At 54.1% G+C, this 14,511-nt stretch carries 12 protein-coding genes and 1 pseudogene; 12 read left to right on the top strand and 1 reads right to left on the bottom strand.

All coding sequences use genetic code 11. The annotated features are described in order from the left end of the window. The first annotated feature begins 41 nt into the window (after positions 1-41). The 4 genes from dnaK to nhaR all read left to right on the top strand — a co-directional run bounded on the left by dnaK (position 42) and on the right by nhaR (position 5,494). Positions 42-1,961: a molecular chaperone DnaK gene (dnaK, locus tag B3511_RS15565; RefSeq protein WP_040077235.1), complete on the top strand. Its 1,920-nt coding sequence runs from the start codon at positions 42-44 to the stop codon at positions 1,959-1,961. 87 nt (positions 1,962-2,048) lie between these two features. After that, on the top strand, positions 2,049-3,188 hold the full coding sequence (dnaJ, locus tag B3511_RS15560) for a molecular chaperone DnaJ (RefSeq protein WP_046885021.1): 1,140 nt from the start codon (positions 2,049-2,051) through the stop codon (positions 3,186-3,188). Between the two features lie 170 nt (positions 3,189-3,358). Beyond that, complete coding sequence (nhaA, locus tag B3511_RS15555; protein WP_046885020.1) at positions 3,359-4,534, top strand: Na+/H+ antiporter NhaA; 1,176 nt, start codon at positions 3,359-3,361, stop codon at positions 4,532-4,534. Between the two features lie 60 nt (positions 4,535-4,594). Continuing rightward, entirely contained in the window at positions 4,595-5,494 is a 900-nt protein-coding gene (gene nhaR, locus B3511_RS15550; protein WP_040077230.1) for a transcriptional activator NhaR, read from the top strand. A 59-nt stretch (positions 5,495-5,553) separates the two neighbouring features. Here the strand turns inward: nhaR and rpsT are convergent, their stop codons facing one another. Beyond that, entirely contained in the window at positions 5,554-5,817 is a 264-nt protein-coding gene (gene rpsT / locus B3511_RS15545) for a 30S ribosomal protein S20 (RefSeq protein WP_001518655.1), read from the bottom strand. A gap of 123 nt (positions 5,818-5,940) precedes the next feature. Here rpsT and B3511_RS15540 point away from each other — a divergent pair. The 8 genes and pseudogenes from B3511_RS15540 (at position 5,941) to carA (ending at position 14,502) form a co-directional block, all read left to right on the top strand. Beyond that, positions 5,941-6,138, top strand: a pseudogene (locus B3511_RS15540) (DUF2575 domain-containing protein). Positions 6,139-6,145: 7 nt separating this feature from the next. Next, positions 6,146-7,084 (top strand): bifunctional riboflavin kinase/FAD synthetase, encoded by a 939-nt coding sequence (gene ribF / locus B3511_RS15535; protein WP_046885018.1) that lies wholly within the window; start codon positions 6,146-6,148, stop codon positions 7,082-7,084. Positions 7,085-7,117: 33 nt separating this feature from the next. Beyond that, complete coding sequence (ileS, locus tag B3511_RS15530; RefSeq protein ID WP_286783736.1) at positions 7,118-9,934, top strand: isoleucine--tRNA ligase; 2,817 nt, start codon at positions 7,118-7,120, stop codon at positions 9,932-9,934. After that, on the top strand, positions 9,934-10,434 hold the full coding sequence (lspA, locus tag B3511_RS15525) for a signal peptidase II (RefSeq protein ID WP_046885016.1): 501 nt from the start codon (positions 9,934-9,936) through the stop codon (positions 10,432-10,434). The genes ileS and lspA overlap by 1 nt, the downstream gene beginning before the upstream one ends. A gap of 52 nt (positions 10,435-10,486) precedes the next feature. Beyond that, positions 10,487-10,936, top strand: a complete 450-nt coding sequence (fkpB, locus tag B3511_RS15520) for an FKBP-type peptidyl-prolyl cis-trans isomerase (protein ID WP_040077225.1) — start codon at positions 10,487-10,489, stop codon at positions 10,934-10,936. 1 nt (position 10,937) lies between these two features. Beyond that, complete coding sequence (gene ispH, locus B3511_RS15515) at positions 10,938-11,888, top strand: 4-hydroxy-3-methylbut-2-enyl diphosphate reductase (RefSeq protein WP_286783735.1); 951 nt, start codon at positions 10,938-10,940, stop codon at positions 11,886-11,888. 189 nt (positions 11,889-12,077) lie between these two features. After that, positions 12,078-12,899 carry a 4-hydroxy-tetrahydrodipicolinate reductase gene (dapB, locus tag B3511_RS15510; RefSeq protein WP_286783734.1) on the top strand — a complete coding sequence of 274 codons (822 nt, stop codon included), beginning with the start codon at positions 12,078-12,080 and terminating at the stop codon, positions 12,897-12,899. A gap of 454 nt (positions 12,900-13,353) precedes the next feature. Further along, positions 13,354-14,502, top strand: coding sequence for a glutamine-hydrolyzing carbamoyl-phosphate synthase small subunit (gene carA, locus B3511_RS15505; protein WP_046885014.1), 1,149 nt, complete (start codon positions 13,354-13,356; stop codon positions 14,500-14,502). The last annotated feature ends 9 nt before the right edge of the window (positions 14,503-14,511 follow it).

Below are 14,511 nucleotides of genomic sequence, written 5' to 3'. Positions count from 1 at the left end.
CACAACCACATGTTGATCGAATTTTTAGTGGAGACGTTTAGATGGGTAAAATTATTGGTATCGACCTGGGTACTACCAACTCTTGTGTAGCGATTATGGACGGCACTACTGCACGTGTGCTGGAGAACGCCGAGGGCGATCGCACCACGCCTTCTATCATTGCTTATACCCAGGATGGTGAAACTCTGGTTGGTCAGCCGGCTAAACGTCAGGCAGTGACAAACCCGCAAAACACCCTGTTTGCGATCAAACGCCTGATTGGCCGCCGCTTCCAGGACGAAGAAGTGCAGCGTGACGTTTCCATCATGCCGTACAAAATCATTGCTGCCGATAACGGCGACGCATGGCTTGATGTGAAAGGCACCAAAACCGCACCACCGCAGATCTCTGCAGAAGTGCTGAAGAAAATGAAGAAAACGGCGGAAGATTACCTGGGCGAACCGGTAACTGAAGCAGTTATTACCGTTCCTGCATACTTCAACGATGCTCAGCGTCAGGCAACCAAAGATGCTGGCCGTATCGCAGGTCTGGAAGTTAAGCGTATCATCAACGAACCAACCGCAGCTGCACTGGCTTACGGTCTGGATAAAGAAGTGGGCAACCGTACTATCGCGGTTTACGACCTGGGTGGTGGTACCTTCGATATCTCTGTTATCGAAATCGACGAAGTTGATGGCGAAAAAACCTTCGAAGTTCTGGCAACCAACGGTGATACCCACCTGGGTGGTGAAGACTTCGATACCCGTCTGATCAACTACCTCGTTGACGAATTCAAGAAAGATCAGGGCATCGACCTGCGTAACGATCCGCTGGCGATGCAGCGCCTGAAAGAAGCCGCTGAGAAAGCGAAGATTGAACTCTCTTCCGCTCAGCAGACCGACGTGAACCTGCCGTACATCACTGCAGACGCGACCGGTCCTAAACACATGAACATCAAAGTGACCCGTGCGAAACTGGAAAGCCTGGTAGAAGATCTGGTTAACCGTTCTATCGAGCCGCTGAAAGTTGCACTGCAGGACGCTGGCCTGTCCGTGTCTGACATCCAGGACGTTATCCTGGTCGGTGGTCAGACTCGTATGCCAATGGTTCAGAAGAAAGTCGCTGAATTCTTTGGTAAAGAGCCGCGTAAAGACGTTAACCCGGACGAAGCCGTTGCTATCGGTGCTGCCGTTCAGGGTGGTGTATTGACTGGTGAAGTGAAAGACGTACTGCTGCTGGACGTTACCCCGCTCTCTCTGGGTATCGAAACCATGGGCGGCGTGATGACTGCGCTGATCAACAAAAACACCACCATCCCGACCAAGCACAGCCAGGTGTTCTCTACCGCTGAAGACAACCAGTCTGCGGTAACCATCCATGTGCTGCAGGGTGAGCGTAAACGTGCCGGCGATAACAAATCTCTGGGTCAGTTTAACCTCGATGGTATCAACCCGGCACCGCGCGGCATGCCGCAGATCGAAGTGACCTTCGATATCGATGCTGATGGTATCCTGCACGTTTCCGCGAAAGACAAAAACAGCGGTAAAGAGCAGAAGATCACCATCAAGGCCTCTTCCGGTCTGAATGAAGAAGAGATCCAGAAAATGGTTCAGGAAGCGGAAGCAAACGCCGAATCCGACCGTAAGTTTGAAGAGCTGGTACAGACCCGTAACCAGGGCGACCATCTGCTGCACAGCACCCGTAAGCAGGTTGAAGAAGCAGGCGAACAGCTGCCAGCTGACGACAAAACTGCAATCGAAGCGGCGCTGACTGCACTGCAAACGTCTCTGAAAGGCGAAGATAAAGCAGATATCGAAGCGAAGATGCAGGAGCTGGCGCAGGTTTCCCAGAAACTGATGGAAATCGCTCAGCAGCAACACGCTCAGCAGCAGGCTGGCGCGGGTGCTGACGCTTCCCAGAACAACGCAAAAGACGACGACGTTGTCGACGCTGAGTTCGAAGAAGTTAAAGACAAAAAATAATCGCCCTGATGCAGGGTAATTAACCGGCACGGGCGAAGAGGTTTCCTCTCCGCCCGTGCTTGCATGTTAAGGGGCTTAAAAAAAACAATGGCAAAGCAAGACTATTACGAGATTTTAGGCGTTCCGAAAAGTGCGGAAGAGCGTGAAATCAAAAAGGCCTACAAGCGCCTGGCCATGAAGTTTCACCCGGACCGTAACCAGGGTGACAAAGAGGCCGAAGCGAAATTTAAAGAGATTAAAGAAGCGTATGAGATCCTGACCGACGCCCAAAAACGTGCTGCCTACGATCAGTATGGCCACGCCGCGTTTGAACAAGGCGGTGGGGGCGGATACGGCGGTGGCTTCGGCGGCGGCGGTGCGGACTTCAGCGATATCTTTGGCGACGTATTTGGCGATATCTTTGGCGGCGGCCGTGGTCGTCAGCGCGCGGCGCGCGGTGCCGATCTGCGCTACAACATGGAGCTGTCTCTTGAAGAAGCCGTTCGCGGTGTGACTAAAGAGATCCGCATTCCGACTCTGGAAGAGTGCGACATCTGCCATGGTAGCGGTGCCAAAGCGGGTACGCAGCCGCAAACCTGTCCGACCTGTCACGGTTCCGGCCAGGTACAGATGCGTCAGGGCTTCTTCGCGGTACAGCAGGCGTGTCCACACTGTCATGGTCGCGGTACGCTGATTAAAGACCCTTGCAACAAGTGTCATGGCCACGGTCGCGTCGAGAAAACCAAAACGCTGTCGGTTAAAATCCCGGCAGGTGTGGATACGGGCGATCGTATCCGTCTGGCTGGCGAAGGCGAAGCGGGTGAGCACGGTGCACCGGCAGGCGATCTGTACGTTCAGGTTCAGGTGAAGCAGCACGCTATCTTTGAGCGTGAAGGCAATAACCTTTACTGCGAAGTGCCGATCAACTTCGCCATGGCTGCGCTGGGTGGTGAAATCGAAGTGCCGACGCTGGATGGGCGCGTGAACCTGAAAGTGCCAGGTGAAACTCAGACCGGCAAGCTGTTCCGTATGCGCGGTAAAGGCGTGAAATCTGTCCGCGGTGGTGCACAGGGTGACCTGCTGTGTCGCGTGGTAGTAGAGACCCCGGTCGGCCTGAACGATAAACAGAAACAGCTGCTGAAAGAGTTGCAGGAGAGCTTCGGCGGTCCGACGGGTGAAAAGAATAGCCCGCGTTCTAAAAGCTTCTTCGATGGCGTCAAAAAATTCTTTGATGACCTGACTCGCTAATCACTTAGCAGAAGCCTGTCTCTGAAAGCCCGGAAGCGATTCCGGGCTTTTTGTTTTTGCAGGGATTGCTCGGTAAAACTGAATGTATTGGCAATATATATCTGTTTTTACCGATATGTGTGGCTTGGTATTATGGTTTTATCGAGGTATTGTGGTAAGAGAGAACTTAAATGAAATTATTACAGCGTTTCTTTAATAGCGAAGCGTCCAGCGGCATCATTCTGATTATTGCCGCGGCGCTGGCAATGATGCTGGCGAACCTGAATGTCACTCAGAGCATGTATCACGCTTTTCTGGAAACCCCCGTCGAGTTAAAAGTCGGGGTTCTGGAGATCAATAAAAACATGCTGCTGTGGATTAACGACGCGTTGATGGCGGTCTTCTTCCTGCTAGTGGGCCTGGAGGTGAAGCGCGAACTGGTGCTGGGATCGTTGGCCAGCCGGCAGCGTGCAGCCTTTCCGGTGATTGCCGCCCTTGGCGGTATGGTGGTGCCAGCGTTGATTTACCTGGCGTTTAACTACCAGGATCCTGTTGCGCGTCACGGCTGGGCGATACCGGCTGCGACCGATATTGCGTTTGCCCTTGGGGTGCTGGCACTGCTCGGCAATCGCGTGCCCATGGCGCTTAAAATCTTCCTGATGGCGCTGGCGATCATCGATGATCTGGGCGCGATTATAATCATCGCACTGTTCTACACCAGCGATCTGTCGATGCTCTCTCTGGGCGTCGCGGCGGCCGCGATTGCGGTACTGGCACTTTTGAATATCTGTAACGTGCGCCGGGTGGGCATCTATGTGCTGGTGGGCATGGTCTTATGGACGGCGGTACTGAAATCGGGGGTCCATGCGACCCTGGCCGGGGTCATCGTCGGTTTCTTCGTCCCCCTGAAGCAGCAGGAGGGTAAATCTCCGGCGAAACAGCTCGAGCATGTTTTACACCCGTGGGTCGCCTTTTTGATCCTGCCGCTGTTTGCTTTTGCGAACGCGGGGGTATCGCTGGACGGTGTGACGCTGGCGGGCCTGACCTCCATGCTGCCGCTGGGGATCATCGCCGGGCTGTTTATTGGTAAGCCGCTGGGGATTAGCCTGTTCTGCTGGCTGGCGCTGAAACTGAAGCTGGCATCGCTGCCGCACGGCACCACCGGTCGACAAATTATGGCGGTCGGCGTGCTATGTGGTATCGGTTTTACAATGTCGATTTTCATTTCGACGCTGGCGTTTGGCTCGCATGCCCCGGAGCTTATCGTCTGGGCTAAGCTGGGCATTTTAACAGGCTCGTTGTTGGCCGCGTTTGTGGGCTACACCTTACTGAAGATGAAACTACCGGAGCAGCAGCATCCGGCCTAAAGAGAATCGGGGGAGGGCAAGGGTGCCCTCCCGTCAAAATTAGCAGGGAGAGAAGCACGCATGTCTCATATTAATTACAACCATCTGTACTACTTCTGGCACGTCTATAAAGAGGGCTCGGTGGTAGGGGCTGCTGAGGCGCTCTATCTCACGCCCCAGACCATTACCGGGCAGATCAAAGCGCTTGAAGAACGCCTGCAAGGCAAACTCTTTAAGCGTAAAGGGCGGGGCATTGAACCAAGCGAACTGGGCGAGCTGGTGTTCCGCTACGCCGATAAAATGTTCACCCTGAGCCAGGAGATGCTGGATATCGTTAACTACCGCAAAGAGTCGAACTTGCTCTTCGATGTGGGGGTGGCGGATGCGCTCTCAAAACGGTTGGTGAGCGGCGTGCTGGATGCGGCGGTGGTGGCAGACGAGCAAATTCACTTGCGCTGTTTTGAATCGACACACGAGATGCTGCTGGAGCAACTGAGCCAGCATAAGCTGGATATTATTATCTCCGACTGCCCCATTGATTCCACGCAGCAGGAGGGGCTGTTCTCGGTAAAAATCGGCGAATGCGGTGTCAGTTTCTGGTGCATCAACCCTCCGCCGGAAAAACCCTTCCCCGCCTGTCTTGAAGAGCGTCGCCTGCTGGTGCCAGGCCGTCGTTCTATGTTAGGACGCAAGCTGCTGAACTGGTTTACCTCACAGGGGCTTAACGTTGAGATTCTGGGTGAGTTTGATGATGCCGCACTAATGAAAGCTTTCGGCGAGGCGCACAACGCTATCTTCGTGGCACCGACGCTTTATGCGCACGATCTCTATACCGACGACAGAGTGACCGAGATTGGCAGAGTGGACAATGTGATGGAAGAGTACCACGCCATTTTTGCTGAACGAATGATCCAGCACCCGGCGGTGCAGCGCATCTGTAATCAGAACTACGCATCGCTGTTTACGCCACCTGTGCGCTAAGGGCATAAAAAAACCCGCGTTAAGCGGGTTCTTTTAAAACAAGCAACAACAAGCGACGATTAAGCCAGTTTGTTGATCTGCGCGGTCAGGTTTGCTTTATGACGCGCTGCTTTGTTTTTGTGGATCAGACCTTTAGCAGCCTGACGATCCACGATTGGTTGCATTTCGTTAAATGCTTTCAGTGCAGCAGCTTTGTCGCCTGCTTCGATAGCTGCGTATACTTTCTTGATGAAAGTACGCATCATAGAGCGACGGCTTGCATTGTGCTTACGAGCCTTTTCAGACTGAACGGCACGTTTCTTAGCTGATTTGATATTAGCCAAGGTCCAACTCCCAAATATGATCTATGTGGACAATTCAAAGGCCGAGGAATATGACCTCTTAGCCTTCTTTTGTCAATGGATTTGTGCAAATAAGCGCCGTTAGTGTGACAACGCTCGTTACGTATTGATGGCGCAGGATTCTACCAGCTTGTGAGGGCTGAATACAGCTTTTCGGCACAAAAAACGTCTAACACAGGCAGATTTTTTCGCTTTGAAAGGCAAGCGTGATGAAATCATTACGGCTTTCTCTTTTACGGCGACAATCGTCGGTTAACCTTAATCGCTGTACAAGGTATACTCGGGCGATTTTCACTGTTTTGAGCCAGTCATGAAGCTGATACGCGGCATACATAATCTCAGTCAGGCCCCGCACGGGTGTGTGCTGACTATTGGTAATTTCGACGGCGTGCATCGTGGGCATCAGGCGCTGTTGCAAGGATTACGCGAAGAGGGGCGGGCGCGTGGCCTGCCGGTAGTGGTCATGATATTTGAACCACAACCGCTGGAGCTGTTTGCCAGCGAAAAAGCCCCTGCGCGTCTGACTCGCCTGCGCGAGAAATTGCGCTATCTGGCGCAATGCGGCGTCGACTACGTGCTGTGCGTGCGTTTTGACAGACGTTTTGCCGCACTGACGGCGCAAAATTTTGTTGGCGACCTGTTGGTGAAACGACTTGGCGTACAGTTTCTCGCCGTGGGTGATGATTTCCGCTTTGGCGCTGGTCGTCAGGGGGATTTCTTGCTATTACAGAAGGCTGGCCTCGAGTACGGCTTTGACGTGACCAGCACGCAAACTTTCTGTGAAGGCGGAGTGCGCGTCAGCAGCACGGCTGTGCGGCAAGCGCTGGCGGAAGATAAACTCGACGCGGCAGAGAACCTGCTAGGGCGTCCGTTTACTATTTCCGGACGCGTCGTGCATGGTGATGAGCTGGGCCGCACCATTGGTTTTCCGACGGCGAACTTACCGCTGCGTCGTCAGGTCTCCCCGGTAAAAGGGGTCTATGCGGTAGAAGTGACAGGACTGGGCGATAAGCCCTTGCCGGGCGTGGCCAATATTGGCACCCGTCCGACAGTTGCTGGCGTACGTCAGCAACTGGAAGTGCATCTGCTGGACGTTGTAATGGACCTCTACGGTCGCCATATAGATGTAATCCTGCGTAAAAAAATACGCAATGAGCAGCGATTTGCTTCGCTTGATGAGTTGAAAGCGCAAATCGCGAGAGATGAGTTAACGGCCCGGGAATTTTTTGGGCTTTCAAACCCGGCGTAACGCCTGAGTGATAAATACGGAACCGAGAATCTGATGAGTGACTATAAATCAACCCTGAATTTGCCGGAAACAGGGTTCCCAATGCGCGGCGATCTCGCCAAGCGCGAACCGGGAATGCTGGCGCGTTGGACCGATGATGACCTGTACGGCATCATCCGTGCAGCCAAGAAAGGCAAAAAAACCTTCATTCTGCATGATGGCCCTCCATATGCGAATGGCAGCATTCATATTGGTCACTCTGTAAACAAGATTCTGAAAGACATTATCGTGAAGTCCAAAGGACTTGCGGGATATGACTCGCCTTACGTACCGGGCTGGGACTGCCATGGTCTGCCAATCGAGCTGAAAGTAGAGCAGGAATATGGCAAACCGGGTGAGAAGTTCACCGCGGCCGAGTTCCGTGCAAAATGCCGCGAATACGCAGCACAGCAGGTTGATGGTCAGCGTAAAGACTTTATCCGTCTGGGCGTGCTGGGCGACTGGTCGCACCCGTACCTGACCATGGATTTCAAAACCGAAGCCAACATCATCCGTGCGCTGGGCAAAATCATCGGTAACGGCCACCTGCATAAAGGCGCGAAGCCGGTGCACTGGTGCGTGGACTGCCGTTCTGCGCTGGCAGAAGCGGAAGTTGAGTATTACGACAAAACCTCGCCATCTATCGACGTTGCTTTCGAAGCGGTCGATCAGGATGCAGTCAAAGGTAAATTTGGTCTGCCTGGCGTAAATGGCCCGATCTCTCTGGTGATCTGGACCACCACCCCGTGGACCCTGCCAGCCAACCGTGCAATCTCCCTCTCCAGCGAGTTTGAATACGCGCTGGTGCAGATTGAAGGCCGCGCGGTTATCCTGGCGAAAGATCTGGTCGAGAGCGTACTGAAACGCGCGAACATCACCGACTACAGCATTCTGGGCACCGTCAAAGGTGACGCCCTGGAGCTGATGCGCTTTAAACACCCGTTCCTGGACTTCGACGTTCCGGCCATCCTGGGTGACCACGTGACGCTGGACGCGGGTACCGGTGCGGTTCACACCGCCGGTGGCCACGGTCCTGACGACTACAACATCAGCCTGAAATACGGTCTGGAAATCGCGAACCCAGTGGGTCCGGACGGCTCTTACCTGCCTGGCACTTACCCGGCGCTGGACGGTATCAACGTCTTTAAAGCCAACGACATCATCGTTGACATCCTGCGCATCAGCGGCGCGCTGCTGCACGTTGAGAAAATGCAGCACAGCTATCCGTGCTGCTGGCGTCACAAATCACCGATCATTTTCCGTGCGACCCCGCAGTGGTTCATCAGCATGGATCAGAAAGGTCTGCGCGCGCAGTCGCTGAAAGAGATCAAAGGCGTGCAGTGGATCCCGGACTGGGGCCAGGCGCGTATCGAATCCATGGTGGCTAACCGTCCTGACTGGTGTATCTCCCGTCAGCGTACCTGGGGCGTGCCGATGTCTCTGTTCGTCCATAAAGAGACGCAAGAGCTGCATCCGAACTCGCTGGAGCTGATGGAAGAAGTGGCGAAGCGCGTCGAAGTTGACGGCATTCAGGCGTGGTGGGATCTCGACGTCCGCGACATCCTGGGCGCGGACGCAGACAACTACGAGAAAGTGCCCGACACCCTGGACGTGTGGTTTGACTCCGGTTCTACCCACTCTTCCGTTGTGGATGTGCGCCCTGAGTTTGCCGGTCACGCCGCCGATATGTATCTGGAAGGGTCTGACCAACACCGCGGTTGGTTCATGTCATCGCTGATGATCTCCACCGCCATGAAAGGTAAAGCGCCATACCGCCAGGTACTGACCCACGGTTTCACCGTTGATGGTCAGGGCCGTAAGATGTCCAAATCTATCGGCAACACCGTCTCTCCGCAGGACGTGATGAACAAACTGGGCGCGGACATTCTGCGTCTGTGGGTTGCCTCTACCGACTACACCGGCGAAATGGCCGTTTCTGATGAAATCCTGAAGCGTGCCGCCGACAGCTATCGTCGTATCCGTAACACCGCGCGCTTCCTGCTGGCGAACCTTAACGGGTTTGATCCGGCAAAAGACATGGTGAAACCGGAAGAGATGGTTGTGCTGGACCGTTGGGCGGTAGGCTGTGCCAAAGCGGCGCAGGAAGACATCGTAAAAGCTTACGAGTCTTACGACTTCCACGAAGTGGTGCAGCGCCTGATGCGCTTCTGCTCCATCGAAATGGGCTCGTTCTACCTCGACATCATCAAAGACCGTCAGTACACCGCGAAAGCGGACAGCGTGGCGCGTCGTAGCTGCCAGACCGCGCTTTATCACATTGCAGAAGCGCTGGTACGCTGGATGGCACCGATCATGTCCTTCACCGCAGATGAAATCTGGGGCTACCTGCCGGGCGATCGCGAGAAGTATGTCTTCACCGGTGAGTGGTATGAAGGTCTGTTTGATCTCTCCAGCACTGAAGCGATGAACCATACTTACTGGGACGCGCTGCTGAAAGTGCGTGGCGAAGTGAACAAGGTGATTGAGCAGGCGCGTGCTGACAAGAAAGTCGGCGGCTCACTGGAAGCGGCAGTCACCCTGTACGCGGAACCTGAGCTGGCGGCAAAACTGACGGCGCTGGGCGATGAATTGCGATTTGTCCTGTTGACCTCCGGTGCGAAAGTTGCGGATTATGCTGACGCTTCTGCTGATGCTCAGCAGAGTGAACTGCTCAAAGGACTGAAAGTCGCGCTGAGCAAAGCCGACGGTGAGAAGTGCCCGCGCTGCTGGCACTACACCACCGATGTTGGCCAGGTGGCGGAACACGCAGATATCTGCGGACGCTGTGTCAGCAACGTCGCCGGTGATGGCGAAAAACGTAAGTTTGCCTGATGAGTAAATCTCTGAGTTCAACGGGACTGCGCTGGCTGTGGCTGGTCGTGGTTGTGCTGATTATCGATTTGGGTAGCAAGTTCCTGATCCTCCAGAATTTCGCTCTGGGGGATACGGTCCCGCTGTTCCCGTCGCTTAATCTGCATTATGCGCGCAACTACGGTGCGGCTTTTAGCTTCCTCGCCGACAGCGGCGGCTGGCAGCGCTGGTTCTTTGCGGGTATCGCTTTCGGTATCTGTGTGGTGCTGGCAGTGCTGATGTACCGCGCTAAGGCGACGCAGAAGCTTAACAATATCGCTTACGCGCTGATCATTGGCGGCGCGCTGGGCAACCTGTTTGACCGTCTGTGGCACGGCTTTGTGGTCGATATGATCGACTTCTATGTCGGCAACTGGCACTTCGCCACCTTTAACCTGGCCGATAGCGCAATTTGCGTAGGCGCGGTGTTAATCGTGCTGGAAGGCTTCTTGCCGAAACCGGCCGCAAAAGAGCAGGCGTAACATACTCGCCCGGTGGTGTAGCGTCACCGGGCAAAACCAGCGAGCAACTTGCATGTCTAAATCCGTACAGAGCAACAGCGCGATCCTCGTTCACTTCACCCTGAAACTTGATGATGGTTCCACGGCTGAGTCTACCCGCAATAATGGTAAGCCTGCGCTGTTTCGTCTTGGTGATACCTCGCTTTCTGAAGGCCTGGAGCAGCAGCTTCTGGGGTTGAAAGAGGGTGAGACAAAAGCCTTTTCTCTGGAGCCGGACGCGGCATTTGGCGTGCCGACCCCGGACCTGATCCAGTATTTCTCGCGCCGTGAATTTATGGATGCGGGTGAACCTGAGATTGGGGCAATTATGCTCTTTACCGCAATGGATGGCAGCGAAATGCCTGGCGTGATCCGCGAAATTAACGGTGACTCTATTACCGTCGATTTCAACCATCCCCTTGCCGGGCGTACGGTCCATTTTGATATCGAAGTGCTGGAGATCGATCCGGCACTGGAGGCGTGAAATGCAGATCCTGTTGGCTAACCCGCGCGGTTTCTGCGCCGGTGTAGACCGCGCTATCAGCATTGTTGAAAATGCGCTGGAAATTTACGGCGCCCCTATTTACGTGCGTCATGAAGTGGTGCATAACCGCTACGTGGTCGACAGCCTGCGCGAGCGCGGCGCCATTTTCATTGAACAGCTCAGTGAAGTGCCGGACGGGGCGATCCTCATCTTCTCCGCCCACGGCGTCTCCCAGGCGGTACGTAACGAGGCGAAAAGCCGCGATCTGACTGTGTTTGATGCCACCTGTCCGCTGGTGACAAAAGTACATATGGAAGTCGCGCGTGCCAGCCGTCGTGGTGAAGAATCTATTCTGATTGGTCACGCAGGCCACCCGGAAGTCGAAGGCACGATGGGCCAGTACAGTAACCCGGAAGGGGGGATGTATCTGGTTGAGTCGCCGGAAGATGTAATAACGCTGAACGTGAAAAACGAAGCGAAGCTGTCGTTTATGACCCAGACCACGCTCTCCGTTGATGACACCTCTGATGTAATCGACGCATTGCGCCAGCGCTTCCCGAAAATCGTCGGGCCGCGTAAAGACGACATCTGCTACGCCACCACCAACCGTCAGGAAGCCGTGCGTGCGCTGGCTGAACAGGCGGATGTGGTGCTGGTGGTCGGATCGAAAAACTCCTCAAACTCCAATCGCCTGGCCGAGCTGGCCCAGCGTATGGGGAAAGCGGCGTTTCTGATCGACGACGCTACGGATATTCAGGAAGCATGGGTGAAAAACGCAGCCTGCGTTGGCGTAACGGCCGGAGCTTCCGCGCCGGATATCCTGGTGCAGAACGTCATTTCCCGTCTGCAGGAACTGGGCGGCGGCGAGGCGATACCGCTGGAAGGGCGCGAAGAGAATATTGTCTTCGAAGTCCCTAAAGAGCTGCGAATCGACGCACGAGAAGTGGAGTAATCCTTCCAAAGCCAGCAATTCATTGCTGGCTTTTTTGTTTTACCGCCCAGTGCGGTAAATCATGTCTTTTACTGATAGTTCCTGCTGTTTATCATTAAATTCTAATTATCGACGTTTTCAGATGGCGGCTTCGGCGGAGGCTGGTTAATCTGAAAACGATTTACATCATTTTAACGTAAGAGAATAACTATGCATGATGCACAGGTCCGTGTCGCAATCGCGGGCGCAGGCGGCCGTATGGGCCGTCAGTTGATTCAGGCTACGCTCCAGATGGATGGCGTTGCGCTGGGTGCCGCACTGGAGCGCGAAGGCTCTTCTCTGCTGGGGGTTGATGCCGGTGAACTGGCAGGAACCGCGAAAACTGGCGTCACCGTTCAGAGCAGCCTTGAGGCGGTAAAAGAGGATTTCGATGTCTTCATCGACTTCACGCGTCCAGAGGGCACACTGCATCACCTGGCGTTTTGCCGTCAGCACGGCAAGGGAATGGTCATTGGGACTACCGGGTTTGATGACGCGGGTAAGCAGGCCATTCAGGACGCGTCTGGAGAGATCGCTATCGTTTTTGCGGCCAACTTCAGCGTCGGCGTCAATGTGATGCTCAAGCTGCTGGAGAAGGCGGCAAAAGTCATGGGTGATTACACCGATATAGAAATTGTCGAAGCGCATCACCGTTACAAAGTGGATGCCCCATCCGGGACAGCGCTGGCAATGGGCGAAGCCATTGCTCAGGCCATGGATAAAGATCTGAAGTCCTGCGCGGTGTACTCTCGTGAAGGGCATACAGGCGAACGTGTGCCAGGTACTATCGGTTTTGCTACCGTTCGCGCAGGCGACATTGTAGGCGAGCATACTGCTATGTTTGCCGATATCGGCGAGCGCGTAGAGATTACCCATAAGGCTTCGAGTCGTATGACATTCGCCAACGGGGCGATTCGTTCGGGTTTGTGGTTAAAAGGTAAGGATAAAGGTCTTTTTGATATGCGAGATGTACTCGATCTCAACAATTTATGATGATTATTACCCTTCGTGATGTGGTTATGGCAGTCATAAGCACTTGATTGCACGGGGCAATATTTTATTGCCCCTTTATTTTAGGTTTTATGTCTAGTTATTGCTTTAAAGCCGTTGTTATTAACAATTATCTGCGTATTTATCGTTGCTTTTTTGTAAAATTTGACCATCTGGTCCACTTTTAGGCCCTCCTCATTGATAATTGTTAATTAAACCCCTCCGCAAGCGATTTCCTGTGTGATTTATTTGATCTTTTCAGCGCTTAAAACCTCTCTTCGCCACCAGTGACGCAAAACAACAAATAAAATACGCGTTTTAAGTTGACTTTCCCCCCCGAAATCTCCAGAATGCCGCCGTTTGCCGAAAATCCACAGGCAACAAATTTGCATTGATCCGCAACATGGTTGTGAATTAATATGCAGATAAAGTGAGTGAATATTCTCTGGAGGGTGTTTTGATTAAGTCAGCGCTATTGGTTCTGGAAGACGGAACCCAGTTTATCGGTCGGGCCATAGGGGCAACAGGTTCGGCGGTTGGGGAAGTCGTTTTCAATACTTCAATGACCGGTTATCAAGAAATCCTCACTGATCCTTCCTATTCCCGCCAAATCGTCACCCTTACTTATCCCCATATCGGCAATGTCGGCACCAATGCCGCCGATGAAGAATCTTCCCAGGTACATGCACAAGGCCTCGTCATTCGTGACCTGCCGCTGATTGCCAGCAACTACCGCAACACTGAAGACCTCTCTTCATACCTGAAGCGCCATAACATTGTGGCAATCGCCGATATCGATACCCGTAAGCTGACCCGGATTCTGCGCGAAAAAGGTGCACAGAACGGCTGCATTATCGCAGGGGACAACCTCGATGCGGCGCTGGCGCTGGAAAAAGCAAAAGCCTTCCCCGGCCTCAACGGCATGGACCTGGCGAAAGAAGTCACTACCGCAGAAGCTTATAGCTGGACGCAGGGTAGCTGGACGCTGGCTGGCGACCTGCCAGAAGCCAAAAAAGAGAGTGAACTGCCTTTCCACGTGGTGGCCTACGATTACGGCGCCAAGCGCAATATCCTGCGCATGCTGGTGGATCGCGGCTGTCGCCTGACGGTTGTTCCGGCGAAAACCCCGGCTGATGAAGTCTTGAAAATGAACCCGGACGGCATCTTCCTCTCAAACGGTCCCGGTGACCCGGCGCCGTGCGATTACGCTATCGACGCGATCAAAGCTTTCCTCGAAACCGATATCCCGGTCTTCGGCATCTGCCTGGGCCATCAGCTCCTGGCGCTGGCGAGCGGTGCCAAAACCGTGAAGATGAAGTTCGGGCACCACGGTGGTAACCACCCGGTAAAAGATATCGACAACAACACGGTGATGATTACCGCGCAAAACCACGGCTTTGCCGTCGATGAAGCTTCTATGCCTGCGAACCTGCGCGTGACGCACAAGTCGCTGTTTGACCATACCCTGCAGGGGATTCATCGCACCGATAAGCCCGCGTTCAGCTTCCAGGGTCACCCGGAAGCCAGCCCTGGCCCGCACGATGCCGCACCGCTGTTCGATCACTTTATCGAACTCATCGAGCAATACCGTAAGACCGCTAAATAATCAGGAGCC

The sequence above is a fragment of the Leclercia sp. UBA1284 genome, assembly GCF_002308415.1.
Taxonomy (GTDB): domain Bacteria; phylum Pseudomonadota; class Gammaproteobacteria; order Enterobacterales; family Enterobacteriaceae; genus Enterobacter; species Enterobacter pneumoniae.
The sequence above is the reverse complement of the archived record's forward strand: the minus strand, read 5'-3'. Positions and strand labels throughout refer to the sequence as shown.

Bases quoted from the DNA above. Each gene is read 5' to 3' on its own strand.
- ileS (WP_286783736.1), top strand. From the start codon at position 7,118: ATGAGTGACTATAAATCAACCCTGAATTTGCCGGAAACAGGGTTCCCA.
- nhaR (WP_040077230.1), top strand. From the start codon at position 4,595: ATGTCTCATATTAATTACAACCATCTGTACTACTTCTGGCACGTCTAT.
- dnaK (WP_040077235.1), top strand. From the start codon at position 42: ATGGGTAAAATTATTGGTATCGACCTGGGTACTACCAACTCTTGTGTA.
- ribF (WP_046885018.1), top strand. From the start codon at position 6,146: ATGAAGCTGATACGCGGCATACATAATCTCAGTCAGGCCCCGCACGGG.
- fkpB (WP_040077225.1), top strand. From the start codon at position 10,487: ATGTCTAAATCCGTACAGAGCAACAGCGCGATCCTCGTTCACTTCACC.
- dnaJ (WP_046885021.1), top strand. From the start codon at position 2,049: ATGGCAAAGCAAGACTATTACGAGATTTTAGGCGTTCCGAAAAGTGCG.
- nhaA (WP_046885020.1), top strand. From the start codon at position 3,359: ATGAAATTATTACAGCGTTTCTTTAATAGCGAAGCGTCCAGCGGCATC.
- lspA (WP_046885016.1), top strand. From the start codon at position 9,934: ATGAGTAAATCTCTGAGTTCAACGGGACTGCGCTGGCTGTGGCTGGTC.
- ispH (WP_286783735.1), top strand. From the start codon at position 10,938: ATGCAGATCCTGTTGGCTAACCCGCGCGGTTTCTGCGCCGGTGTAGAC.
- dapB (WP_286783734.1), top strand. From the start codon at position 12,078: ATGCATGATGCACAGGTCCGTGTCGCAATCGCGGGCGCAGGCGGCCGT.